This is a genomic window from Flintibacter sp. HCN-6482, from assembly GCF_037892565.1.
Lineage (GTDB): Bacteria > Bacillota > Clostridia > Oscillospirales > Oscillospiraceae > Lawsonibacter > Lawsonibacter aceti.
The window spans coordinates 1-24,780 of sequence record NZ_JBBKBK010000006.1 but is presented as its reverse complement, the minus strand read 5'-3'; the positions used below and the strand labels follow the sequence as shown (position 1 = coordinate 24,780).

At 52.0% G+C, this 24,780-nt stretch carries 21 protein-coding genes; 13 read left to right on the top strand and 8 right to left on the bottom strand.

What is annotated here, in order from left to right; translation table 11 throughout:
• Positions 1–122 precede the first annotated feature (122 nt).
• The 3 genes from WKS99_RS13185 to WKS99_RS13175 all read right to left on the bottom strand — a co-directional run bounded on the left by WKS99_RS13185 (position 123) and on the right by WKS99_RS13175 (position 4,422).
• Positions 123–2,036 (bottom strand): S-layer homology domain-containing protein, encoded by a 1,914-nt coding sequence (locus WKS99_RS13185; protein ID WP_340406463.1) that lies wholly within the window; start codon positions 2,034–2,036, stop codon positions 123–125.
• 290 nt (positions 2,037–2,326) lie between these two features.
• Positions 2,327–3,676, bottom strand: coding sequence for a sn-glycerol-1-phosphate dehydrogenase (locus WKS99_RS13180; RefSeq protein ID WP_340406461.1), 1,350 nt, complete (start codon positions 3,674–3,676; stop codon positions 2,327–2,329).
• A 23-nt stretch (positions 3,677–3,699) separates the two neighbouring features.
• Positions 3,700–4,422 carry a phosphomannomutase gene (locus tag WKS99_RS13175; protein WP_240286611.1) on the bottom strand — a complete coding sequence of 241 codons (723 nt, stop codon included), beginning with the start codon at positions 4,420–4,422 and terminating at the stop codon, positions 3,700–3,702.
• Between the two features lie 131 nt (positions 4,423–4,553).
• Here WKS99_RS13175 and WKS99_RS13170 point away from each other — a divergent pair, with 131 nt between their 5' ends.
• Complete coding sequence (locus WKS99_RS13170) at positions 4,554–5,315, top strand: DeoR/GlpR family DNA-binding transcription regulator (protein WP_186853397.1); 762 nt, start codon at positions 4,554–4,556, stop codon at positions 5,313–5,315.
• An 89-nt stretch (positions 5,316–5,404) separates the two neighbouring features.
• Here the strand turns inward: WKS99_RS13170 and WKS99_RS13165 are convergent, their stop codons facing one another.
• Positions 5,405–6,160, bottom strand: coding sequence for a DeoR/GlpR family DNA-binding transcription regulator (locus tag WKS99_RS13165; protein WP_186853396.1), 756 nt, complete (start codon positions 6,158–6,160; stop codon positions 5,405–5,407).
• 220 nt (positions 6,161–6,380) lie between these two features.
• Here WKS99_RS13165 and WKS99_RS13160 point away from each other — a divergent pair, with 220 nt between their 5' ends.
• From WKS99_RS13160 to WKS99_RS13130, 7 genes are all read left to right on the top strand, one after another.
• Positions 6,381–7,634 carry a sn-glycerol-1-phosphate dehydrogenase gene (locus WKS99_RS13160; RefSeq protein WP_262670483.1) on the top strand — a complete coding sequence of 418 codons (1,254 nt, stop codon included), beginning with the start codon at positions 6,381–6,383 and terminating at the stop codon, positions 7,632–7,634.
• 74 nt (positions 7,635–7,708) lie between these two features.
• Positions 7,709–8,827, top strand: a complete 1,119-nt coding sequence (locus tag WKS99_RS13155; RefSeq protein ID WP_340406455.1) for an ABC transporter ATP-binding protein — start codon at positions 7,709–7,711, stop codon at positions 8,825–8,827.
• A gap of 18 nt (positions 8,828–8,845) precedes the next feature.
• Positions 8,846–10,498, top strand: a complete 1,653-nt coding sequence (locus tag WKS99_RS13150; RefSeq protein ID WP_147573426.1) for an ABC transporter permease — start codon at positions 8,846–8,848, stop codon at positions 10,496–10,498.
• Positions 10,499–10,578: 80 nt separating this feature from the next.
• Positions 10,579–11,691 carry an extracellular solute-binding protein gene (locus tag WKS99_RS13145; RefSeq protein WP_147573427.1) on the top strand — a complete coding sequence of 371 codons (1,113 nt, stop codon included), beginning with the start codon at positions 10,579–10,581 and terminating at the stop codon, positions 11,689–11,691.
• Positions 11,692–11,803: 112 nt separating this feature from the next.
• A complete protein-coding gene (locus tag WKS99_RS13140; protein ID WP_317246522.1) occupies positions 11,804–12,499 on the top strand; it encodes an L-ribulose-5-phosphate 4-epimerase in 696 nt (231 codons plus the stop codon).
• Between the two features lie 33 nt (positions 12,500–12,532).
• Positions 12,533–13,243 carry an MgtC/SapB family protein gene (locus WKS99_RS13135; protein ID WP_240286607.1) on the top strand — a complete coding sequence of 237 codons (711 nt, stop codon included), beginning with the start codon at positions 12,533–12,535 and terminating at the stop codon, positions 13,241–13,243.
• A gap of 14 nt (positions 13,244–13,257) precedes the next feature.
• Complete coding sequence (locus WKS99_RS13130; RefSeq protein ID WP_240286606.1) at positions 13,258–13,950, top strand: MgtC/SapB family protein; 693 nt, start codon at positions 13,258–13,260, stop codon at positions 13,948–13,950.
• A gap of 223 nt (positions 13,951–14,173) precedes the next feature.
• On the opposite strand, the gene WKS99_RS13125 is transcribed toward WKS99_RS13130, so the two are convergent.
• Complete coding sequence (locus WKS99_RS13125) at positions 14,174–15,970, bottom strand: sigma-54-dependent Fis family transcriptional regulator (RefSeq protein WP_240286603.1); 1,797 nt, start codon at positions 15,968–15,970, stop codon at positions 14,174–14,176.
• A 254-nt stretch (positions 15,971–16,224) separates the two neighbouring features.
• On the opposite strand from WKS99_RS13125, the gene WKS99_RS13120 reads away from it, so the two are divergent.
• The 4 genes from WKS99_RS13120 to WKS99_RS13105 are packed head-to-tail and all read left to right on the top strand — an operon-like array spanning position 16,225 to position 19,860.
• Entirely contained in the window at positions 16,225–16,950 is a 726-nt protein-coding gene (locus tag WKS99_RS13120; RefSeq protein WP_340406447.1) for an N-acyl homoserine lactonase family protein, read from the top strand.
• A gap of 24 nt (positions 16,951–16,974) precedes the next feature.
• A complete protein-coding gene (locus WKS99_RS13115; RefSeq protein WP_240286601.1) occupies positions 16,975–18,282 on the top strand; it encodes a GntP family permease in 1,308 nt (435 codons plus the stop codon).
• Between the two features lie 60 nt (positions 18,283–18,342).
• Entirely contained in the window at positions 18,343–18,615 is a 273-nt protein-coding gene (locus WKS99_RS13110) for a UxaA family hydrolase (protein ID WP_240286599.1), read from the top strand.
• A 15-nt stretch (positions 18,616–18,630) separates the two neighbouring features.
• A complete protein-coding gene (locus WKS99_RS13105; RefSeq protein ID WP_186853389.1) occupies positions 18,631–19,860 on the top strand; it encodes a UxaA family hydrolase in 1,230 nt (409 codons plus the stop codon).
• A gap of 352 nt (positions 19,861–20,212) precedes the next feature.
• Here the strand turns inward: WKS99_RS13105 and WKS99_RS13100 are convergent, their stop codons facing one another.
• From WKS99_RS13100 to WKS99_RS13090, 3 genes are all read right to left on the bottom strand, one after another.
• Positions 20,213–21,166, bottom strand: coding sequence for a LysR family transcriptional regulator (locus tag WKS99_RS13100; protein WP_240286597.1), 954 nt, complete (start codon positions 21,164–21,166; stop codon positions 20,213–20,215).
• 286 nt (positions 21,167–21,452) lie between these two features.
• Complete coding sequence (locus tag WKS99_RS13095) at positions 21,453–21,689, bottom strand: hypothetical protein (RefSeq protein WP_147573432.1); 237 nt, start codon at positions 21,687–21,689, stop codon at positions 21,453–21,455.
• Positions 21,690–21,702: 13 nt separating this feature from the next.
• Positions 21,703–23,070 carry a TRAP transporter large permease subunit gene (locus tag WKS99_RS13090; RefSeq protein WP_147573433.1) on the bottom strand — a complete coding sequence of 456 codons (1,368 nt, stop codon included), beginning with the start codon at positions 23,068–23,070 and terminating at the stop codon, positions 21,703–21,705.
• A 714-nt stretch (positions 23,071–23,784) separates the two neighbouring features.
• Between WKS99_RS13090 and WKS99_RS13085 the strand changes: the two genes are divergently transcribed.
• Positions 23,785–24,720, top strand: coding sequence for a hydroxyacid dehydrogenase (locus tag WKS99_RS13085; RefSeq protein ID WP_262670479.1), 936 nt, complete (start codon positions 23,785–23,787; stop codon positions 24,718–24,720).
• Positions 24,721–24,780: the final 60 nt, after the last annotated feature.

Genomic DNA, 24,780 nt, shown 5'->3' with positions numbered 1-24,780 from the left:
ACTTCTGTTTTATGGAGTCTTTCATAAGATTAATTTTGAACCGTCGGCCATCTTCCAAAGTATCTATTAATAGTAGGGGCCCAGGGACATATCTCGTCCCTGGGCCCCCACTGTTCTCTGCTTTATTTTGATTGCTTCGCCACTTCCTGACAGAACATCATAAAGATTTGTGCTACCTCGGCACGGGTGGCCCCGGCGGTAGGCACCAGGGTGTTGTTCCCCTTGCCGGACAGCAGACCGGCGTTCACCGCCCAGTCCAGACCTTCCAGCGCCCAGCCGGAGATGGAGGTGTAGTCGCTAAACTCCCGGATGGACATACCGCCCTGGGTGGTGTCATACTCTTTCATCTGGGCATAGCCGTATAGGATCAGGGCCAGTTGTTCCCGTGTAATGGGATCGTTGGGACCGAAGGTGTCGCCATAGCCGGACACGATGCCCTCACCAGCCGCCCAGGAAATGGCGTCAGCGTACCAGGCGCCCTCCGCCACGTCAGCGAAGTCAGCCCTGCCGGCCGCGGGCTTGCCCTCCAGGCTGTACAGCATCTGGGCCACCATGGCACGGGTCAGGGTGGCGTTTGGCGCAAAGGTGTCTGTGCTAGTACCGGACATAATACCCTCGGTCAGCGCATAATCCACAGCCTTGTAATACCAGTCTCCCTCAACGATATCGTTGAATGCATTGATAGGTCGGTCCAGAGTGACCCGGGTGAAGTTATAGTTATCATCCCGCTTAAACAGGCTGGCAGTCGTGGCGCCATCTACGATATAATAATATCCACCACCGATGGAGGCGATACCGTAGGTAGCGGTTTCAGGCAGTGCTCCGCCACAGACCATAGCGGTGATGCCGGTGTCGCCGCAGACAGTAGGTTGACAATCGTTGCCGCAGATACACTTAAGCACTCCATGCTTACCGATGGGATATTTGCCGTCCACCTTATACTCCTCGGCCTTGGCCACAGCGGCGTCATGGGCATCCTGGTCAGAGTTTGTGTTGCTCTGTCCCACCTCGATCTCCCGCTCCACGGGGACCTTGCTGCCGTCGATCACATAGAGGGTGTGGCCCTTGCTCCATTCCTGCTGGGGCGCATAGGTATAAAGGACAATATCGCCTGTGTCTTTATCGTACTCCATATTCTGGGCACCGTAGCTAGTAGTTCCAGTCCAGGCATAAAGGGTATCGGTGGCTGTGAGCACTTCGCTCTCCTCATAATCAGTACTCAGTCCCCGCTCATAGGTAAAGCGGCGGAGTACAGAGTCTCCGGTTCCCTTTGACTCGTTATATGGCTGGTCAAAATCTTCGGGGTCATAGACTTGGAGAACATTGTAATTGTTATCATAACGGCCCTTCCAGTAGTCATTGTTGCCATATACGCCATAAGCTACAAAGAGGTACATCTTGTCGTCATCGCTGCCGGGCATGGGGGCGAAGGTAACGCCGTCGATGCCGGAGCAGCCAAATTTATGCCCCGCCTTCTCCTCATTAACCGCAAAGCCGTTCGCGCCGCTGACGACATCGTTCAGAGGATCACGGAAGTCAGAGGTTGGCTCCTCCAGTAGGATGCCGTACACGCCGGTATTCATCTCCTTCATATCCATGCCTACTTCAGTAATGGCATCCTCGTCAAAGACGGCAATAAAGAATTTTGCTCCTGGCTCTTTATATTCTAAAGAACCGTAAATCTTACCGTCATAGTAGGCCAGACAGCCCAAGTGGGCGCCGCCAGGGGTACCGAAGCTTCCCTCGCCGAAGCCACCTACGGAACCGACCACCTTGCCAGTCTTCATGTCTACCTTGGCCAGCGCACTGGTATAGGAGAAATACATGTATTCCATCTTGTCATCCACACAAATTCCCTGCATATGGGAGTTGCCACCGCACAGGTCGATGGTATCATAGTGGGTATAGCCATTTTCCAGGGCGATTTCCCACATCTCTTTGATCTCGTCTTCTGGCAGTTCAACGGCCGACGCTGATTGGGCCATCCCTGCCGGAAACAGGCCAACTACCAGTGCCAATGCCATGACGCGAGCCATGACGCGCCTCCACAAGTTTTGGGTATGATACTTCTTTTTCACGTTTGTCCCTCCATCATTCAAAAATTTCTTATATAACCGTCTGTCAGTCCGACATCGTCGTTTTTCCTTCAGCGGTTGGGTAACTGCCGGCTTCTTTTTTTACTTTGGGTCGCCCCCGCCATTTTGGCGGAGACGCTTTCCGCACCTCCTCTCTCACCCTGTTTCACAATACAACAACTACCCAGCTGAAGAAAGTTCCGTTGTGTTAAATCTAGGGCAAATTATTTGTGTGCCCTTCTATTCCCTGCTCACCCGATCTCTTCGATCACCTGATCAGAGATAGAGTCCAACAGGTCCAGATCCCACATCATCTGAAGAATCGTATATCTAGCCCTTATTTCTTTGCAGTAGAGGAATGTATCCTTCAACAGCTTCCGGTCGATGCCAATTCCCTCCGGCCGGCAGGGCGCCCCCAAGCCGGACAGCAGGTCCGCCACATAGTCGGAAGTGGGTAAGGTCCGAAGCAGGGCCGAGATCTCGCTCCAGCGGCGCTCCATGGTATCGATGCGCGCTAGCCGGCCGGCGGAGGCATTCTTACCCGCCTCTTCTTCCATCTCAATCACTCCAGGGGCGGCAGGGCCGTAGGCTCTCTGAATCTCCTCGCGCCACTTGACCGGGTCATATGCCTCCGCCGCCCTGCGGGCGGCATCAAAATCCACCTTCCGCTCCAGCAGCAGTTCCACCGCTTTCAGGACCAGAACAGTACCTACGCCTACCTGAGCTCCATGGGGAGCTGGCCGCTGGCCCCGCTGCTCCAGGATGGTTTCCCAATAATGAGACATATGGTGCTCACAGCCGGAGGCAGGTCTGGAATTGCCGTACAAGCTCATAGCCACACCGGTTAAGACAAGCCCCTCCATGATATCTCCCAACACCTTTGGGTCCCGTTCCTTGGCCCGACCAGCCACCGGAAGCAGGTCCTGGACACACTTCTCCACCAGCTCCATGATCCGCTCACACTGATGCTCCCCCGTAATGATATGGGACAGCCGCCAGTCACACAGGCAGGTACATTTTCCAAGCAGATCACCCAGTCCGGCCGCTATCATTGGATAGGGGGCATTTTTCAAAATCTCTGTGTCCCCAATGACCGCAAGCGGGGTCTGTGCCTGGAAGGTGGTCTTTAGATGGTTCACATGGATGGCCGCTATGCTGGACGCGAATCCATCCATAGGGGCCGCTGTGGCAACAGTAAAGAAGGGCCTCCCTAGCTTAAAGCTGAAATACCGGGTCATATCGTTAATGGTTCCGGTGCCTACGGCCACCACCAGGTCACAGTCCTGGGGCATATGAATGACCAACTCCCCCAGGGTAGCCTCGTCAAACTCCAAATGGGTCAGTTGGATGATCTCAGCCCGGATACCCGCCTGAGCCAGGATATCCATGCATTTTTGGCCAGCGATCCCATAGGTGATGTGGTCACTGACCAGATAAAGACTGTGGAACCCCAATTCCTTTACAAATTTCGGCAGGTCCGAAAGGGCATCCTTCCTCACACTTACATACTTTAAGGGAGCGCTGTGGGTCTTTCCACAGGGACAGGTAAATGTCCGATTCAAATAGTCGTTCAGCCCATGAGGAGTATGATATAATTCCATTTCTCGATTCTCCTTTTTCGCCTTTATCTCAAAAATTCATTGAGCACCGTCCCCAGCTGGCGGTAGTCGTCGATAGTATAAAATGTAAAGTCAGAGCGGTATATGCTCTCGTCATTGCCACCGGGGCCGTAGTCATCCCCCACATAGACCACTTGGTCATGGGACAGCCCCCGCTCCTCACAGTAGCGGTCTAAGGCATAATATTTACTGTATGGCCGGGGAGCCAAGTCAAAGGAGGAGGATCCACCCACATACACTGTATAGTCCAAGAACAGTTCCTTCACATAGGGGTAGATGGCTCGGCGGCGGCTCCGGTCCGGGTCAAAGGACAGCTTTTCCCTGCTGTCCGCTTCAGTTCCAAGCAGTGGGAGGGTGACACATCCAGAAGGATGGTACTCCACCGATTCCCCCGCATAGTTCATGTAACCAAACTGTCGGCGCAGCTGGTCCATTCGCCGGTCAACCGACTCCCGGTCACAGCGCACCGATATGTTCCGGACTACCTCCATCTCTCCTCGTTCCTGACAGTATTCCCATTCCTGCATCCCGTAATTGGCCAGGATATCAATGGGATAGCCGCCCATCTGTCGAAAAATCCTGGAGCCTGAACCGGCCCCCACAATTAGCAGCCGGTAGAGCTGGGCTAGACGATCCAGCACTTTTTTATTCTCCTCCCCTAAAGGGCATTTGTGCTGCGTTATCGTACCGTCCATATCAAAGGCGATCATCTGGATCCTTTTCCCCACTTTTTCTCCTCCCAGCCGCTTGCATTTTTCTGTTATTTCATTTATACTGAAACTATACACTATTGTGCATTTTTGTCAATGACCGGCGCAAAAAAGCAAAAACAATCACAAATGTTCAAGAGGAAATGATTATGTCGAGAAAGGACCGGTTGCTAAACATCCTGGATTTCTTAAATGACCACAGCTTTGTCACCGTAGATACCCTGAGCCGCCACTTCTTTATCAGTCCCCCCACGGTCTATCGAGACTTAAGGGAGCTGGAAGAACAGATGTTGATTATCCGTGGCAATGGCGGGGCAATGCGCATCTCCGCTGACAGGACCAGTATGCCGCTGGATATCCGCCGGACCATCCACGCCAAGGCCAAAGCCGCCATCGCCCACCGGGCCATGGAGCTAGTCCGCCCACATACCTTTCTCTTTTTGGACGCCTCCTCCACCACTGGCTATCTCATTGACTGCTTCAGTCCCAGTTTGGATCTGACTGTACTCACAAACGGGGTTTCCGCCGCGGTACAACTTACACAGAGGGGGATCCGAACCTATTATACTGGCGGCCGCTTTTTTGGCAGTTCTACTGCGGCCGGGGGCAAGATATCCTATGACTCTTTGGACCGCTTTCATATTGATATGCTTTTTTTCTCCTGTTATGGTGTAGAGCCCAAAGGGGCCATTGTTGATCCCTCTGAGGAGGAAACGCTTCTGCGCCGCCACCTTCTTCGCCGGCCGATCACAAGCGTCTTTTTGTGTGATGGGAGCAAATTTGGCAAGGGATCCATTTTTCGGGTCGCTTCTTTAGATCAGGTGGACTATATGGTCACCGATTCCCCGCTCCCCCCCGCCTACCCATTGCCCCGTCGGGGCATCCTGGTCGCCTCTCAGGACGGAACATAAACAGGCGGCGGAGCGGATCACCCGGACAGGTGTTCCAGCTCCACCGCCTTTTTTGTCTCAAAACGCGCTTGATCCGCCCTTCTGCCTGTTCACTTCTCCTCAACTAAGATTATTTCCTTTTTGGGGGAAGGATAAGATTCTGGCACCGGGCTGTCGGTAATCATATAGTCTATCTCTGATAGAGACGCGATATTATATACCGCTGAGTGGCCAAATTTACTCCCATCGCATAGAAACACGCTGACCGCCGCGTTTTTCAGCAGGAAAGCCCTCAACTCCGTTTCTTTCTCTGAGGTATCCACGATCATTCCCTTCTCATTTACTCCTGATGCTGAGAAGAACATTACGTCGATATTAAAGTTCGCGGCTGTTTCAATGGCCATGGCCCCCCCCACAGAGGAGGAGCTTCCGATTACCTCGCCCCCAAGGCAGTAGGTTCGCAGGCCCAGGCTTTTCAAATGGGCGCCAGTCGTCAAGCTGTTGGTAATGACAATGATATCAGGACGCCCTTTTAAATAGTCGCACAGATAAGAAGCAGTGGTGGAACCGTCGAGAAAGACCACCATATTGTTAAGAGCAAATTTTACGGCCTCCCGGGCCAAAAGATTCTTTTTCTTGTAGTTGACGCTCTTTCGGAAGTCCACCGGAGCTATCACATTCTCCGTCGGAATGTGCATAGCTCCGCCGTGATTGCGAATGATCAGCTTTCGGCGGGCCAGCTCAGTCAGATCACGCCGGATAGTAGGCATACTAACCAAAAGGCTTTTGCTCAGTTCCTCTACCGTGGCAAATTCCTTCTCCGCCAGGACCTTTAGTAGTTTTTGATGTCGTTCTTCTTTCAGCATAGTCCCCTTCTCCATGAGCGAAAATGATTTTTTATTGTTCTATATTAACACTGTTGACAGAAATGCTCACTTCAGTTATTATAGTGGCTATAAAATATGTACAAATCACGAGCCATTTTCCTCCCTTTTGTTTATATATTAACAAAAGGAAATGTTGAAGTCAATGCGCTTGTCTTGTTTCCCTTTCGTTTCTGTTCGAATACCCAGGAGGTCCTGAAATGTGAAAATAGACGCCAACCATTTGAGCGGACCCTGCTCTTGCGGCGGGGAACACCTCCTTGCGACCCAGATATGTGTCATTCAGGAAGGGGCTCTTTTCCATCTGGAGGAAATTCTTTCCAGCATTCCCGTTGTTGGAAAGCGTTGTGCGGTCTACGATGAAAATACTTACCGCGCCATCCCAAATTCCATACACCCTAGAGCGGAGCAGGAAATCATCCTATCCCCCTCTGGGCTCCATGCCGATGAGAACTCTACCGCCAGCGTGTTAGCTCGTCTGGAACCAGATATTCAAGTGATGCTGGCCATTGGCGGGGGTACTGTCCACGATATCACCCGCTATTGCTCGACGGAGCGGGGTATTCCATTCATTTCTATCCCTACCGCCGCCAGTTGCGATGGTTTCTGCTCCAATGTGGCGGCCATGACTTGGCATGGATATAAAAAAACGATACCCTGTCAGGCACCGCTCCTTGTCGTGGCCGATCTTGATGTGATCTCCGCCGCCCCCTGGCGGCTCACCGCAAGCGGGATTGGCGATATGCTGGGCAAATTCATTGCTTTGACTGATTGGCGCATCTCCCATCTCCTCACTGGAGAAAAGCTTTGCCCAGTCATCTATCAAATTATGGAGGATGCTGTTGACAGCATTTGGACCAGATGCCGCGACCTGCGCAGCGGCGGCTCCGCCGCTTACGAGGCGGTAGTCTACGGGCTTTTGATGAGCGGACTTGCCATGCAGATGATTGGCACCTCCCGCCCTGCCTCTGGAGCGGAACACCATGTATCCCATTTCATTGAGGTGGAGCCAGCGGCCCTGCGCACTCATAGCAGCGCTCTCCACGGAGAGAAGGTTGGCGTCGGCACGCTTCTCATCGCTCAGGAATATCAGCGCCTATCCCAGATAGAGAACATCGCCTCACTGGCGCTGCCCTATGCCCCTGTGTCAGATGAGCGGCTGATGGAAGTGTTTGGCCCCAGGCTTTTCTCCGCCTGCCGGGAGGAAAACCTCCATGACTGTCTGGCCCAGGTAACGCCGGAGCGGCTGATACAGCAGTGGCCTCAGATACGGCAAATCATTGCGAAAATCCCTCCCGCCGCTCAGATCCATCAGTTTTTAACGGACCTGAAGGCAAGTGCCTCCCTGTCTGACCTGGGCGTCCCTGAAGCGGCTCTGGAACTGATTTTGGAGGCCTCCCCTCTGATCCGGAACCGGCTCACTTTTATGCGCGTCCGGCGGATGATCCGCCATTAAAAGATAAAAAAGCAGATACAGACAAAAAGCAGACCGCCTGCCGGCCATGTGTGTATTTGAGAGGAGAATGTACTGTGAGTGTGACCATTTCGATCAAGCACGCCTTAAAGAAGTACGGGGAGAATGTGATAATCCCTGACCTGAACCTAGATATCAAGGAGGGAGAATTCTTCACTCTGCTGGGGCCCTCTGGCTGTGGTAAAACCACCCTGCTTCGGATGATCGCCGGTTTTAACTCCATCGAGGGAGGAGACTTCTATTTCAGCAATCGACGCATCAATGACCTGGATCCCGCTAAACGCAACATTGGCATGGTGTTTCAAAACTACGCCATCTTCCCCCACATGACTGTGCGTAAAAATGTGGAGTTCGGTCTGAAGAACAAAAAGCTCCCAAAAGCTGAAATTGCCTCCAAAACCGACGAGTTCATGAAGCTGATGCAGATTGACCAGTATGCCGACCGCCTGCCGGAACGTCTGTCTGGCGGACAGCAGCAGCGTGTTGCTCTAGCTCGTGCCCTGTGTATCCAGCCCGACGTTCTGCTTTTTGATGAACCGCTCTCCAATCTGGACGCCAAGCTCCGGGTGGAGATGCGGACCGTCATCAAGAACATCCAGCACAGCGTCAATATCACTACTGTTTACGTCACCCATGACCAGGAGGAGGCCATGGCCGTTTCCGACCGGATCGCTGTCATGAAGGATGGCGTTATCCAGCATGTCGGAACGCCCAAGAATATCTACCAGCGGCCTGCCAACTTGTTCGTATCTACCTTTATTGGCCGCTCCAATGTGATGAACGCCAAGCTGGTAGTCGAGGGCGGCAGAACCTATCTGCTTACGCAGAAGGGGCATCGGGCCGAGATCCAGAACGTGATGGACCAATACCGCCAGAACCAGGACGTGATCATGTCCGTCCGGCCGGAGGAATTCCTGCTCACCCAGGATGCCACTGTGGATGGCATTGACGGAGTGGTGGATGACTGTGTGTTCCTCGGCCTGAACACACACTATTTTGTCCATTTGGATTCCGGCGAGGAAGTGGAGATCATCCAGGAGTCCTCTATCGACAGCATCATCCGCCCTGGCACTCACATTAAGCTGCAGCTAAACACAGAAAAAGTCAATGTGTTCACCGCCGATGGCTCCGCCAATATCCTCACCGGCGTGTGCAACGACTGCGCTGCATCCTGACAGAGGAGGGCGCATAGTATGACAGTAAAAAAGAAAAAGTTTGAGCTATGGACGGTGGTCTCTCTGGTCCTGCTGGCCACCTTCCTGCTCTTCCTGGTCTACCCCATGTTTGGTCTGCTGAAGCAGTCAGTCATCACACCCGAGGGCCAGTTCTCCCTGGCGGAGTTCACCAAATTTTTCAGCAAGTCCTACTACACAGACACCATGGTCAACAGTATGCTGGTGACCGTCTCCGTCACCGCAGTCTCCCTGATCCTGGGCATCCCTATCGCCTATTTTTACTCCTTTTATAAGATCAAGGGCGCCAAAGCCCTGTTTGTCATCTCCATCTTGTGCTCCATGTCCGCCCCCTTCATCGGGGCCTACTCCTGGATCATGTTGTTGGGCCGTTCCGGCGTCATTACCCAGTTCCTGCTTGGTCTAGGCATTGACATTGGAAGCATCTATGGCTTTAAAGGTATCTTGTTGGTCCAGTCGCTCAAGTTCTTCCCCCTGGTGTTCATCTATATGAACGGCGCATTCAAGAATATCGACAACACCTTGATGGAGGCCTCCGCCAACATGGGCTGCACTGGTGTCAGCCGTCTGTTCCGCATCGTGCTGGCTCTGTCCATGCCCACCATCCTAGCCGCCGGCCTGATGGTGTTCATGCAGGCCTTTGCCGACTTCGGCACCCCTATGCTCATGGGCGAGGGCTTCCAGACCTTCCCCGTGCTGATCTACAACCAGTACCTGGGTGAGGGCGGCCAGAACTTCAACTTCGCCGCAGCCCTTGCTATGATTGCGGTCATTATCACCGCTGTGGTCTTCGGCATTCAGAAGTTCGCCACCAGCCGCTTCAAGTTTTCCATGAACGCCCTGCACCCCGTGGAAAAGAAGGACGCCAAGGGCCTGTCCGGTTTCCTGATGCATCTGTACTGCTATGTGCTGGTGGCTGTGGCCTTCCTGCCCCAGCTGTACATTATCTACCTGTCCTTCCGCAACTGCTCTGGCGCTGTCTTCAAGCCCGGCTTCTCTCTGGGCAACTACGAGGCCGCCACCAAGAAGCTGCTGGGCCGCTCTATTAAAAACACCACCGTTATGGGTATCCTGGCACTGGTCATCATCATCGTGATCGCGGTGCTCATCGCCTATCTGGTGGTCCGCCGCTCCAGCGCCCTGAACAACACCATCGATACTCTGTCTATGCTGCCCTACATTATGCCAGGCGCTGTCATTGGCTTGGCCCTGCTGATTGCTTTTGGCAAGAAGCCCTTTGCCCTCACCGGTACCATGACCATCATGATCATCGCCCTGGTCATCCGCCGTCTGCCCTACACCATCCGTTCAGCAACGGCCACGCTGATGCAGATCTCCATGAGTATCGAGGAAGCAGCCATCAGCCTAGGCGCCTCCAAGGCCAAGACCTTCGTAAAGATCACCGTCCCCATGATGGCAAACGGCATCTTCTCCGGCGCCATCCTCAGCTGGGTAGCCATTGTGACGGAGCTTTCCTCCTCCATCATCCTATATAACCAGAAGAGCATTACCCTGACTATGTCCACCTATGTGGCCATCAGCCGAGGCAACTACGGTCTGGCCGCCGCCTTCGCCGCCATCCTGACGCTGATCACCACCATCTCCCTGCTCATCTATCTGGCTGTGACCAAGTCGGAAGACGTCCGTCTCTAACCCCCTTCCCGGCTTATCTGCGGCCCTGCCGCATGTAAGTATACACCTTATTCTGAGAAGAATGAAAAGGAGAATGAACCATGAAAAAGTTACTTGCCCTTGCCCTGGCCTCTGCCATGGCCCTGTCTCTGGTTGCCTGTGGCTCCAGCGATGACAACAAGAGCGGCGGAACCTCCACCCCCAGCACCGGATCCAGCACCAGCACTGGTGCCGGCTCCAGCGCCGAGGAGCCCGTTGAGCTGTCCGGCGACCTGGTCCTCTACTCCTCCATGACCGACCCCGACCTGGATGCTCTGATCACCTGCTTCAATGAGAAATACCCCGATATTGAGGTGGAGGTCGTCAACGGCTCCGCCGGCGAGCTGACCACCCGTCTGACTGGTGAGGCATCCAACCCCGTGGGCGACCTGGTCTGGGGCGGCATGGCTGACTCCGACGGCGACCGCTACGCTGACATCTTCGAGTCCTGGGTCTCCGTGCATGATGCCGAGAATATGCCCGGCTACACCTCCCCCAACGGCCTGTACTCCATGGACCATCTGTCCACTGTCGTCTTCTGCATCAACAAGGATCTGGAGGCCGAACTGGGCCTGGAGATCAACTCCTACGAGGACCTGCTGGATCCCAAGCTGAAGGGTCAGATTGTCACCGCCGATCCCAACAGCTCCTCCTCCGCCTGGAACAACCTGTCCAACATCATGGCCGTCTACGGCATGGACTCCGACGAGGCCTGGGCCTACATCGAGAAGCTGATGCCCAACCTGGTCATCGCCGGCTCCTCCTCCGCTGGCTTCAAGAGCGTCCAGCAGGGCGAGTACGCCGTGGGTCTGACCTACGAGGACGGCGCTGTTACCCTGATCAAGGATGGCGCTGACAACATCCGTCTGCAGTACCCCGAGGAGGGCACCTCCGCCACCGCTTTCGGCGTGGCTCTGGTCAAGAACGGCCCCAACCCCGAGAACGCCAAGGCTATGATCGACTTCATCTGCTCCGCCGAGGGTCAGACCGCTCTGGCCGCCTATCAGGAGGGCACCCTGCGCTACACCAACGCTAACTATGAGGCTCCCGAGAATGCCTGGCTGGCCCCCTCCTCCGACATCAAGTGGGTGGACCGCGATGTGTCTTACCTGACTGAAAATAAGGACGCCATTCTGGAGCACTGGAATGAGCTGTGGGCTGAGGTCATGGGCTAATCCCTTTTGGGGGAAACACCTAGCTAACCTCTTCGTTTTACCTTGTAAGGATCGGGGTGGTCAGTGTTCTGACCACCCCGGTCTTTCTTGATACATCAGGGAGGATCTATTTATGCTGGAAACACTGAAACGGGAGGTCTGCGACGCCAATCTGAAGCTGGTAGAGTATGGCCTTGTTATTCTTACCTGGGGGAATGTTTCCGCTCTGTCTGAGGACGGCAAATTCGTCGTCATTAAGCCCAGCGGGGTGGATTATTCCTCCATGTGTCCAGAACAGATGGTCGTCACCGATCTGTCCGGAACCGTGGTGGAGGGCGAGCTTCGCCCCTCCTCCGACCTATTGACCCACCTAGAATTGTACCGTAGCTTTGCTGGCGTAGGCGCCGTGGTTCACACCCACTCTCCTTATGCTACGGCGCGGGCTCAGGCAGAACTGGATCTGCCGTGCTATGGAACTACTCATGCCGACTCCTTCTACGGTGCCATCCCCTGCACACGCCACCTGACCAAGCAGGAGGTGGACCAAGCGTATGAGGCCAATACCGGCCTTGTCATCGCAGAGACCTTTCGCCATCGGAAATTGGACCCCATGGCCATCCCAGGAGTGTTAGTATGCAAGCATGGTCCCTTCTCCTGGGGCGCCAACTGCAAAAAAGCTGTGGAAAATGCCCTTATCCTGGAGGAAACAGCCCGCATGGCATTGATTACGACCCAGTTCTCCCCCCAGGCCGAGCCAGCTCCCCAGTATCTTTTGGATAAGCACTATTTTCGGAAACACGGGGCCAACGCCTACTACGGGCAAAATTAACCTTTGAGCTGTTCTTGAAAGGGCGGTGAGCTTATGATCGAAGCATTGGACTATTTCCGAGAGCTGAATACAGTATCTGTTTTGCTGAGGCTGACGCTCGCCATGCTGCTCGGTGGTATGATAGGTCTGAACCGGGGTCGTAAACGGCGGCCGGCTGGCTTTCGCACCTATATGCTGGTATGCCTTGGCGCCGCCCTGACCATGATCCTGGGGCAGTACGAGCACTATATCCTCAACACCCTCTGGGAAGGACGCTATGGCCTGCGCACCGATATTTCCCGCATCGGCGCCCAGGTTATCAACGGCATCGGCTTTTTAGGTGCCGGGACCGTTCTGGTCACTGGAAAGCAGGAGGCAAAGGGCCTGACCACTGCCGCCGGTCTGTGGGCTTCGGCCTCCATGGGGTTGACCATTGGAGCTGGCTTCTACGAGTGTGTGGCTCTGGCATTTCTGCTGATCTTTCTTGCAGTCTGGCTGCTCCCCCGTCTGGAAGTTTTTATCATAGAGCGCTCCCGAAACATCAATATCTACGTGGAGTTCACCTCACTAGATGATATTGGTCAAATCATTGCCTGCATCAAAGCCCATAACTCCCATATTTATGATGTTGACATCAACCGTGACAAGGAGAGGGCTCGCCCCAGTGCCATTCTCTCCATCCGGCTGGAGGAGCGGATGCCCCACACCAAGCTTCTGGCTGATATCTCGGCGCTGGACTGCATTTATTCCATTGAAGAAACATGAGGGGGGAAGCCGCTGTGTTATCCATATTTCATGAATTGCGTGATGTCACCCTGCTCTCTGTCGCTCTGCGTATGCTGCTGGCTTCTCTCTGTGGTGGAGTCATCGGCATCGAGCGAGAGTATAAACGCCGTCCAGCCGGCTTCCGCACCCATATTCTGATCTGCCTGGGTGCCGCCATCACTACTCTGACAAGCCAGTATCTCTATATGTACATGGGCTATGATACAGATATTTCCCGCTTGGGGGCCCAGGTAGTGGCCGGAATCGGCTTTATCGGAGCTGGCACAATTATTGTCACCCGTCGTCAGCGGGTCAAGGGGCTCACCACCGCCGCCGGCCTCTGGACCACTGCCATTGTTGGTCTGGCTATCGGCAGCGGGTTTTATGAAGGGGGGCTTTTCGCCACCATTCTTGTCATGATCGCCGAGTTGGTTTTCTCCAAGTTAGAATACCGCATCCTAAACCATGCCCCCGAAATCAACCTGTACATGGAATACACAGATTCCCAATGTCTGGACCAGGTATTAGTCCTGTTCCGGGATCTGGCCGTGAAGGTGCGAAACATGGAAATCACCCGTTCAACCGGCAGCGAGCGCCATAATGCCTGCGCCATCTTTACTCTGGCGCTCAATAAAAAGCACACTGTAGAAAGTGTGCTCAACTCAGTGCTCATGGTAGAGGGAGTTATTTCCGTGGAAGAGCTGTGACCCTGAAAGCCCATCTCTGCTTCCGGCCATATGGACAGTAAGTCTTACATCGTGGGAGAGGTAACGCAAAAGAGTTACCTCTCCCACGATCTTTTAAGGTCACAGGAACCTCGCTATGCTGTCGTAGCAGATGTGAGGCGTGGGTTTTGCCTGTTAGCGCCGGATCAAATACCTTTTCCCGCACAATAATGAAAGAAACAGTGGAACCAGGACAGGGATAACGTCAACTTTCTTTGTTACGCTTAAGCATATTCCAAACAGTAGACCGGCACACGTCTAACCGCTTTGCGGCCCGGCAACGGTTGCCCGCTTCTTCCTCTAATACGAGACGCACGATGTCGTAATTGATAGCCTCCAAACTCTGATTTAGATTGACGGCGGCGAAGCCTCGAGGCAGTAACTGACTGCGTTGAGGAAGTTCCTCACGAATTAACTTGCGGACTTCTTCTGCCTGGATATAGGGACCAGGGGTAGTAAGCATCAAGGTGCGCATCATGCGGCTAAGTTGAGCCAAATTTCCATCAAATCCAAATTGCTGGAGCAGAGCCATGGCCTCGGAGGCAAATCCAATAATTCCTTTTCCCAGCTCCATATTCAGCTGGTTAATATACAACGCGGTGATACCCGGTATATCCTGACGGCGCTGACGCAAGGCAGGCAGACGCAGTACAACAGTAGAAAAATGATTTTTCAGATATGTAAGCACATATTCATCTTCTATATCAGGGCGGTCCAGCACACCAGAAAACAATAGACGGTTACGTTGGCACAGATTGCTTTGCTCCATAAAACGGAACAGCTCCTCCGCAGTTTCATTTTCCAGCCGATCCACTGAGCGTAGATAAATTGTAATTCCTGTGCGAAAGAACGGCGAACTGTCCCGGCTGAGAAGCGCCTTCCATCGCCGGGGAGTTAGCACCTGGCAGTCCACTGTCACCATCATCCGCTCATGAAAGGGCCCATTCCGGTATAGGATAGAGGCCACCGTGTCTTTTCCCGTTCCAGTCTCTCCGAGGATCAGAACGGGCCAGATACTCTGGTAATAGGCGGGTATCCTTCGGCCGATCTCCCCTACCAGCACCGCACACCCCACTCGAGATACATCGTTAAATAAGGGTTCGTTTCGGTGCGTGATGGTTACTCCCTTTCCCGTCTCCACAGGCATAGTCTGTGCCTGCCGCACCTGAATACACAGACATCGTTGTCCACAATGCTCCAATCCAAATGCCGACAGAAACAGCAGCTCTCCCTTCCATTCTAATTCTCGCTGCACGGGCTCATTTCCCACAGTCAGACAGGGAAGCATCATTTGTATCTGCTCCACCAGGCCCACCCAACCCGGTTGCTGCTCTAGGTTGGAGAAAATTAGTCTTCCGCCAGGTGTAAACAGAGATGTACCGGGTGCCAACACCCCTAGTAACTTTTGCAGCGCAGCGTTCTGCTTCTGAAAGTGTCCATATTTTGCGCACACATGGACGGCCTCATCAAAAGCGGCCGCAATGCTGGCCTCATCAGACGAGAGAAACATGGCGTTCATACCTAGTTCTTCAGCGTTGACCATACTCACCCGATCACACAGGATCAGTTCTACTCCCTGGTCCCGTAATCTCTGCAGCTCCCCCTTGATGTCGCTCTCAGCAGTGATGGTACATACCGTAAAATCATACTGCATCATAGCCGAAAGCTGCACCGCGCACTCCGTGATGCCGGAAAAGCCTACTACCGCAAACTTTTCTAAGTAATGCTGCGCTGACTTCAGACAGCGCAGCACATCATATACTGATACATCAATCTCCACTACCGGGATAGACGCGGCTGTACGCAACAATTCCGCTGTGCCCCCTCTGGAAACGATAGCATCATAGCGGTAATCAGGCTCCTCCCGTAATACCTCAAGGCAAGTCTTATAGTTACCCAGCTTTACAGTCAATTCAATATCATTGCGATTCTGTCCTACTTGTTTCATAACAGATGCCATACCCCAATAAGGCGCAATGGCCAAAATCTTGATCTTGTCCATCTCCGTCCCCTCCATCCGTCTAAATTTCAAACATTTTTTGATATTTTAACATATAGAATCACTTTTGAAAAGAAAAAATAATTCATTTTGTTTAAAAAATAGTCATTTTTTCTCATTTTCCATGTTGTTACTTTCTTTTCTAAGCTACTATACTCTATACAGTGGTAGTCCATAACGACGGATATACCAAAGAGTGTATCTCTGCGCATGAGATTCGATGTTGTCTGATTACTTTTCAAGGGAGGAACGATATTTTGAACTACCAAATTGATTTGCTAACCAAAGTATTTCCTGGCAAGTCCAGTGCCGGTGCGCTGGGACTGAGTACCTGCGCACTACTTCGTGCCCCGGGACACACCCTCCTGTTTGACACAGCGGCTCATGGGGTTATTAAGACCATCCAAAATTCTCTGGCAAGATTGGAGGTCGCACCAGAGACTGTGGACACTATTTTTCTCAGCCATATGCACTATGACCATCTGAACAATGCAGCCTATTATCCAAACGCCCAAATCATTGTGGGGCGCAGTGAATGGGAATACGCTACCACCTCCAAGGACGAGTGGACCCCATTAGAGAGCGTGCTGTACTTACAACATTGCCGTCAAGTGCGTCTGGTAGATGATGGTGAGGAAATCCTACCTGGAATCCGAGCAATCTGGACTCCGGGCCACACGCCAGGACACATGAGTCTGGCCGTTGACACTCCGAAGGGTGTAGTAGTCCTGGCTGGCGACGCAGTGAAAAACCGCAGTGAACTGGAATTGGAGTATTCCGACCAGTATGTAGATCAGCAAGCCAGCACCGCCAGCATCAAAAAGATTAAGTCGATGGCTTATAAGGTTTTGCCTGGCCACGACGGCTATTTGCTGGTTCAGGACGGAAAAGTCGTTCCTGAGCAAGAATTGGTTTTGGACATTATGCTTCCGCGCGGATGTATGGACGGCGACAACGGCGTATACCATCTGTCAGTAAAGTAATTGAGAAAGGAGCGTGTATCTTCTATGGACAATACTCCGGTTATGATTTTCGGTATTATTTTCGCCTTTGTCCTTTTGGCCTATATGTGTATGAAGGGCTGGAGCGTCTTTATTTCTGCCCCCATTTGTGCTATCATTGTTTCTATCACCTCCGGGATGAACCCCCTAACCTCTATTACCGATACCTTTTTGTCCGGTACTGGAAATTATCTGGCCCAGTGGTTTGGGCTATTTATGCTAGGCGCTCTATTTGGTAAGATTATGGAGGCTTCGGGAGCGGCCGCCTCCATTGCCCGCTCTGTTACCGAACTGATTGGCCCTCAAAATGCTGTACTGGCTGTAATCCTGGCAACTTCTGTAATGACCTATGGCGGCATCAGCCTATTTGTAGTGGTATTTGTGGTCTATCCTTTTGCAGTGGATTTGTTTAAAGAAGCTGACTTACCCAAACGTCTGCTTCCTGGCTGTATTGCCACTGGTGCTTTCAGCTATACCGCCATGGCTATTCCCGGGTCTCCCCAAAATCAGAACATCATTCCTACCAATTATTTTGGAACTGACCCTACCGCCGCCCCCGTCTTGGGCTGCATTGTCGCTATCTACATTTTAGTTGTCAGCGTTTTGTATATGAATCACCGCGCCAATCAGGCCCGGAAAAATCAGGAGCACTTTGTAGCCAGCGAAAAGGATCTGGCTATTATGGAGTCCACCAAAAATATGTCCTTACCCAATGTGTGGTTGTCCATCCTCCCTTTGCTGGTAGTGGTATGTACTATCATCTTCGTGAAGTGGAATACCATGGTCTGCCTATTGCTGGGCGTACTTTTGGCCACTCTGCTGTTCTTCCCTCGGTTGAAGGGATGTATGCGTGAAACATTCAATCAAGGCGCTGCCAACTCCATGACCGCTATCATGAACACCTCCCTTACAGTTGGTATGGGCAATGTGATCCAAGCCTCTGCGGCCTTTACTATTATTTGTAACGCCATTGATACTCTTTCCAGCGGAAATGGGCTGATCTACGAGTTTATTTCTGTCAATATCCTGGCTGGAGTTACTGGTTCTGCTTCCGGCGGTCTGAGTATTGCCCTAGAAACCTTATCCGAGCGCCTGCTGGCCACCGGTCTCAACCCAGAAATTCTTCACCGTGTAGCTTCCATCTCCGCTAATGGCTTAGACTCCATGCCCTGGTGTGGAGCGGTCATGACCATGTTTGCCGTATGCGGCGTCACTCACAAAGACTCCTATCGTGATGTGGCAGTAGTTAATATTGCTATTACCGCCAGTGGTGCTATTCTGGCTATCATTTTGGGATCCATGGGTGTTTGCTGATGTCCTGCTTTGGCCAAGCTATACGGCCTTTACAAGTATTTTTTTAGAAGGGATGCTGTTATGCTTCGAAAAAGTCTTATTATCAATCCCACTGATACTGTGGCCATGGTTCTAGAGGATGCCCTCAAGGGGGACACTATCCAGACTCCTCAGGGACAAACTGTCACTTTGTTGTCTGATGTGGAGTTTGCTCACAAGGTCAGCATTTTGGATCAGAAAAAGGGTGATCCCGTCATAAAATACGGGGAGGAGATCGGCTATCTATTGGAAGATACTCCGGCTGGTAGTTGGATTCATACCCATAATATGGACTGCGACCGTGGCACAAAATAAGGAGGGCCCTTCACTATGGAAACAACATTTATGGGATACCGTCGTCCTGACCACACAGTGGGCGTAAGAAACTATTTGGCAATCATTCCATCTGTTTTCTGCGCCAATACTACAGTGGAAAAAATTGCTTCTCAGATTCCCGGTTCCGTTCCAATGCCTCATGTAGTAGGCTGTGCTCAGGTGGGCTTTGACTTGGAGCTGACTGCCAGGACTTTGAAATCTATGGCCTGTCATCCTAACGTAGGCGCTGTATTAATTATTGGCCTAGGTTGCGAACGATTTAATCCCCAGGAGTTACTGGATGCTGTTCGGGAAACACAAAAGCCTGTGGCTATGTTTATTATCCAAAACGAGGGAGGTACCAGCGCTACTATCCGCCGGGCCGTTGAAGCCGGGAAGGAAATGAAAGCAACGCTGGATCAGATGAAGCGAGAGCCCTGCCCCTTGTCCGCCTTGATGGTAGCCACCAAATGTGGAGGTACCGATGCTACCAGCGGCTTGGCTGCCAACCCAGCCGTGGGATGTGCGATGGACCGTCTGGTTGCAGCTGGAGGCAGTGCTATCCTTTCAGAGTGTAACGAGCTGCTTGGTACCGAGGACTATTTGGCCCGGCGGGCGGTTAGCCCAGAAGTGGCAAGAAAGGTCTATGATGCCATCTACGGAATTGAAGATGTACTGCGCAGCGGCCTGGATCCGACTTTGCCTGCCAACAGAAATTTCCTTATTTCCCGTGGCAACTTCGATGGGGGAGTGAGCAGCATCGTGGAAAAGGCCCTAGGCGGTGTACACAAGTCTGGTACCTCGCCTATCGTGGACGTCATCGAATATGCTACCCGCCCCGAATTAGATAAACATGGTTTATTCCTAATGGATTACGAGAGTCATGATGGAGAAGTAGTCACCGGTATGATTGGCTGCGGTGCCCAGCTTGTGGCATTTACCACCGGCCGGGGAAATCCTACCGGCCACCCAATCGCCCCAGTAATCAAGATCACGGGCAACTCCAGAACCTTCCACAGCATGGAAGAAAACTTTGACTTTGACGCCAGTTCGATCATCTCTGAAGGTCGGCCTGTGGATGAAGTAGGCCATCAACTGCTGGATTTGATTGTCCGGGTAGCAAGTGGTGAGTTAACCAGCGCTGAACGGTTTGGTGGCACAGAATTATTCTGTGTAGGTCGTCGTCATGGCTACCGCAGAAAGACCCGCGAAGAGCTCTGGGCAGGCCATAGTTGTCCTTTGTAATATGGAGAAATTGTTTTGCGGCCTTTTATAGCTCCATAGGCGCTACGGGATAAGATCAGTGAGGAGAGCCTCAACCGCTACAAGGGAGACGTGCTTTTCTGCGGCACCCGCAATATACATAGCACCATCAATACTACGCGGGGTGTTCACCGCGGGCAAGCACATCTCTTGTCCGGAATATTACACAGCCAAAGATTTTTAAAACCACCGGCACAGCCGGTGGTTTTTTGTTGTATTAAAAGGTTGGAGAGGCAGTTGTATGCCTCTCCCGTCTTAGCAACTGGGTTCCATCTCTATTTTCTCACATATATCCTGGGTAATAGCAGGATCAAAGAGTCCTTACCTGAACGGTTCAGGTAAGCTGAAGGGGGTGATTATTTTGGAAAAGATCCAAGTAGTAGTTACGAACTAGGTCCATGGCATCCTGAATCAAGGGAGTGAGATAACCGTTTTTCTTGTAGATCAGAGAGAGCGGAATCATCAAATCTTGGGACCGCAGGTCAAAAGCCACCAATTCCGGTCGAGACATAGCATCCTTCAGCCCAGTCTCCACCATAAAGCAGAACCCCAACCCCTTAGCCACCAGCCCCAAAGCTGTACTGTTGTTGGTAGTATAAAGCCGGTCAGGAAAAAGGAGTCGGTTTCGCTCTAGAAAATTGTTCACTTGCCGGCCCACAGTCAGGCTGCGGCTGAGAGAGATCAAACGTTGTCTGCTGAGAGGCTGCAGATCGAGATGCCTACCCGCCGACCACTGATTGAGAAAGTTCTGTGTTGCCTCGTTGTAACGGTTCATCACCAGCAAAATGCGCTCATGGGCAATGACCTCCTGAACCAGGGTGTCTGGGATCCCAATCACAGCAGTGTTCATGATGGAAAAATCGACTTGCTCGTTGATCGTAAGGGTTGCCAGCTCGCTCACTGGAAATTCAAAGAGTGTCACCTGAGCCTGGGGATGCTGTGCCAAAAAATCGGGGAGAATTTCGGGAAGGAGGAGTGATCCCCGCCAAGTACCCAAGCCAATATTGAGCTCCTGACTGCGATTGCTGTTTAGACTACACAGGTCGGACTGGAGTTTCTGATACAAATGGTCGTTGCTCTCCAAATAACTCTGGTAAATACGTCCCGCTTCAGTAAGCTGAATGGGGTTCCGGGATCGGTCAAAGAGTTTGACTTCCAGGGCATCCTCCAGCTTCGCAATGTACTGGCTGAGAGAGGACTGAGAAATATACAGCTTCTCCGCCGCTCTGGATATGCTTTTTTCTCTGGCGATGGTTAAAAAATATTCCGGATTTCGATTGATAACCATAAAATAAATCTCCTTCCCAGAGCAAAGCGGATACCTTGGGGCACTAAAAAAATTAACTTATATGTCTATGACTTTAACCATTGTATCACGATGTTGATTGACTGACAAGGAGGCACTTATCTGCTGCGCATTTGTTCTCATGAGCCATTTTTCATGCCAAATATCTTCTTATGTATCCAAAATTAAATTTTTTTATGGACCCTCACCCTGTACAGAGCAGAAAAGGATAGCAGGATGAAAACACGCTCCGGCATATCATGCCGGAGCGCTGCTAATTGATTTCAATTTAATCGTTCGTTTTCTTATTGGGGCGCAAATAACTGAGGAGAACCACTGCAACCACCATCACCGCGGCCACAACGCCAGCTTTTGGCATGATAAAATCATAGATCCATACAGAGGCAGGACCGTTCATGATGAACAGGCAGACAACCTGAACCAACAGCATGGCGATTAAGCTTAACACAAAGACAGTCAGGCAAACAGTATATATCACATCGAGCAGCTTACAAAATCCCTTCATATCTTACCCTCCCTTAAGCGTTTGCAATAGGCAGGACTCCCAGAGCAATCAGTCCGCCCAGGATTGTAATCGGAATAACGTAATGGAACACGAGTGGGAAGAAGGTTTTACCTACGTCTTTCACATCGGCTAGGCTGCAGGCGACAAAGATCGGCGGAGAACTGGGAGGAGACGCGCCCTCAGTGGACATCCAAATGAGGAAGGCGGCCAGCGCGGCCACAGGGCTGCAGCCCACACCCACCAGAGCGGTAAAAGCCACAAGGCCCGTAGCCATGGTGGTGGCTACACCGCCCAGAGGGCCTCCAACCAACGCTACCAGAGCACCCACAATGAACACCATAACCACCTTGGGCAGATCCAAAGCGGCCAGCAGAGCACTCAGATCGTCGCCAAAGCCGATGCTGGACAAAGCGCTGCTGCCGGCGATGGCGAACAAGAACACACCGCCCACTCCAAGGAAGTTGCTCTGTGTTTCTTTCAGCAGCCCGATCCAGCCGCTGACGCTGTGAGGCAGACGCTTCCAGCCCTCAATGATGGCAATAATGCTCATAAGAATGGGGACCCAGACGACAATGCTGATAGAACCAACGCCATCTTCACCAAAGGATGGAATAGATTCCAGTACGCCAGCCAAGGGGCTCAAAGTGAGAACCAGGGGGACAATAATGCTGACAAACATCATCAGTGCGGGCCAATTTTTCTTCAGGGACTCGCCCAGAGGAAGAATTTGATCCTGTGGGGTGGCCTGGATATGGTTGCGTCCGACATAAAAGCGAACCACAAGCAGACGGTAGGCCACACACCAAAGGCCTGCAGTAAGCATGGCTACATAGAAAGTATCAATGGTGACCAGAGCAGCCACCTCGGCCATACCCAGCATCAGGAACATAGCCGAACTTGCGGGGAAAGACTGACCAGAGCCGGCGTTTCCAGCAGTCAGAGTAGCGGCAAGCTCTCTGGGCCAGCCGGTCTTAACCAGCCAGGGGATAGTAATGGTACCCACAGTCGCGGCGTTGGCGGTAGAGTTGCCTGACACCAGACCCAGCATTCCACTGGCCAGTACAGCCACATAGCCTGGGCCACCGCGCAGACGACCGACAAGGGAATTAAGAATCTCAATCAATTCACCGATAATCCCTGTTTTTGTCATGATGGCCGACATAAAGACGAACATCATAGTGGCCACGAAAATTTCGTCAGTAGCTGCCGCACAGAATGCCTCTACAACCGTTGTAATGTAATTGTCGATTCCTCCAAATGCGGCCGCAACGAGAAAGCCCAGCAACATGGCCTCTGTGATAGACCGTTTGATTACTGCGTTCCACACAATAACGACAGCCAGATACACCACAAATGCCCATACGCCAATTCCAATTTCCAAAAGAACCCCTCCTTGTTATCATACTGGTACATTCAGGTTAAGGAAGCAATACACTTCCTACTCTTCTACGGTTTCACTTTTACGCGGATAGGCAATCCCCCTTTTTCTATCTACCAATCGCCTTTTGTGTCCCCTTGCCGACCATAGTTTTGTATCGTCAGCATCCCGGTTTCAGCTGGAAGCACAAAGTCGATAGTGGCTGTCATCATAACGTGTAGTCCAACATACCCCCGGCAGGCGCAGCCTGACCGGCTCTCCGCCCCTGTGCCTCAGTATTCCATAGGGTGGTCGTTGGCTTGAATATCTGCAATATTTACAGATTGACATATAAATTTTATAACATCTTTACACGTACTAAGACGGAGCAAGTTTTCCTCTCTACCCGTATGCTGCAGGGTAACAGGAGGCTATATAATGGATATTATGCACAAACTTGTCCGCTTTTAATTGTGCATTTTCATGCTTTATGGTAGCAGTAACGAGAGATAAAGTCAATTTTAAAGTTGCCAATGGCGATATTAGTAAACTCTTATAATGCCACGGCAAGCCCGCACACTATAAGTTCTCGCTTATAGAAACATGTGCATTAAAGTATTGGAAAAGACGGTATCTATCAGGTATGCTGAAAAGCAGAACGAGGATGTTCACAGGCTGCCCGTGGCAATGCCAGACTGGGACTCAAAATCAATCAAATCTGGAAAGGAAGCAATCAGCATGGGAAAAATTTTAATTACAGAATCCGTTCACGCTGTAGGGCCTGACATTCTATCGAAAGCAGGACATCAGGCGGTCTATGCCGATCGGGATATGGATGTGATCCGCCGTGAAATCGTTGACGCGGACGCTGTCTTTGTTCGCATCATCGAGTTGCCCCAATCATTGCTGGAGACTGGGAAAAACCTGAAAATAGTCAGCAAGCACGGCGTGGGTGTGGATAACATCGACCTGGAATACTGCAAGAAGGCAGGGATCGCGGTCACCATTACCCCGGATGCCAACGGCCTGTCAGTCGCTGAACACGCCTTTGCTCTGATGATGTCCCTGTCTAAAAAAATCATTCCTGTCTCTAAGGCTTACAAGGAGATTGGATTTGCCGCTAAGAACACCTCCCCCTGCATGGAGATCTCCGGCAAGACTGTAGGCGTGGTAGGGCTTGGGAAAATCGGCACACGCTTTGCCAAAATGTGTCTCTACGGATTCGGCATGGAAGTGCTGGCTTATGACCCCTTTGTCACGGAGGCTCCTGAGGGAATTACACTGGTTTCCGACCTAAACGATCTGCTTTGCCGGTCTGATGTTGTCTCCCTCCACTGCTCCCTGGTAGATGGCACTCGTAAGATCATCAATCAAGAGCGGCTGTCCGTCATGAAGCCCTCCGCCCTACTTATCAACTGCGCACGGGGACCTCTGGTTGATGAAGCGGCATTGATCAGCGCGCTTCAGAGCGGCAAGCTAGCTGGCGCCGGCCTGGACGTCACCGATCCGGAGCCCGCCTCCCCAGACAGCCCTCTGTTCCAAATGGACAATGTCATCGTCACTCCTCACTATGCCCCCACCACCTTGGAGGCAGCCATGCGAGTATCCACGATTGCCGCAGAAAACATTGTGTCTTATCTTTCTGGCCGTGAGCCTGTGGGACGACTCATATAAGAGTTCTAAAACGTGAACAAACTCAATTATTTTTAACAGGTATACGAAGGAGGAAATAAT

Excerpts from the sequence above, each read along its gene's own strand:
- WKS99_RS13185 (WP_340406463.1), bottom strand. The coding sequence starts at position 2,036 with ATGGCTCGCGTCATGGCATTGGCACTGGTAGTTGGCCTGTTTCCGGCA.
- WKS99_RS13180 (WP_340406461.1), bottom strand. The coding sequence starts at position 3,676 with ATGGAATTATATCATACTCCTCATGGGCTGAACGACTATTTGAATCGG.
- WKS99_RS13170 (WP_186853397.1), top strand. The coding sequence starts at position 4,554 with ATGTCGAGAAAGGACCGGTTGCTAAACATCCTGGATTTCTTAAATGAC.
- WKS99_RS13165 (WP_186853396.1), bottom strand. The coding sequence starts at position 6,160 with ATGCTGAAAGAAGAACGACATCAAAAACTACTAAAGGTCCTGGCGGAG.
- WKS99_RS13150 (WP_147573426.1), top strand. The coding sequence starts at position 8,846 with ATGACAGTAAAAAAGAAAAAGTTTGAGCTATGGACGGTGGTCTCTCTG.
- WKS99_RS13145 (WP_147573427.1), top strand. The coding sequence starts at position 10,579 with ATGAAAAAGTTACTTGCCCTTGCCCTGGCCTCTGCCATGGCCCTGTCT.
- WKS99_RS13140 (WP_317246522.1), top strand. The coding sequence starts at position 11,804 with ATGCTGGAAACACTGAAACGGGAGGTCTGCGACGCCAATCTGAAGCTG.
- WKS99_RS13135 (WP_240286607.1), top strand. The coding sequence starts at position 12,533 with ATGATCGAAGCATTGGACTATTTCCGAGAGCTGAATACAGTATCTGTT.
- WKS99_RS13125 (WP_240286603.1), bottom strand. The coding sequence starts at position 15,970 with ATGGACAAGATCAAGATTTTGGCCATTGCGCCTTATTGGGGTATGGCA.
- WKS99_RS13115 (WP_240286601.1), top strand. The coding sequence starts at position 16,975 with ATGGACAATACTCCGGTTATGATTTTCGGTATTATTTTCGCCTTTGTC.
- WKS99_RS13110 (WP_240286599.1), top strand. The coding sequence starts at position 18,343 with ATGCTTCGAAAAAGTCTTATTATCAATCCCACTGATACTGTGGCCATG.
- WKS99_RS13105 (WP_186853389.1), top strand. The coding sequence starts at position 18,631 with ATGGAAACAACATTTATGGGATACCGTCGTCCTGACCACACAGTGGGC.
- WKS99_RS13100 (WP_240286597.1), bottom strand. The coding sequence starts at position 21,166 with ATGGTTATCAATCGAAATCCGGAATATTTTTTAACCATCGCCAGAGAA.
- WKS99_RS13095 (WP_147573432.1), bottom strand. The coding sequence starts at position 21,689 with ATGAAGGGATTTTGTAAGCTGCTCGATGTGATATATACTGTTTGCCTG.
- WKS99_RS13085 (WP_262670479.1), top strand. The coding sequence starts at position 23,785 with ATGGGAAAAATTTTAATTACAGAATCCGTTCACGCTGTAGGGCCTGAC.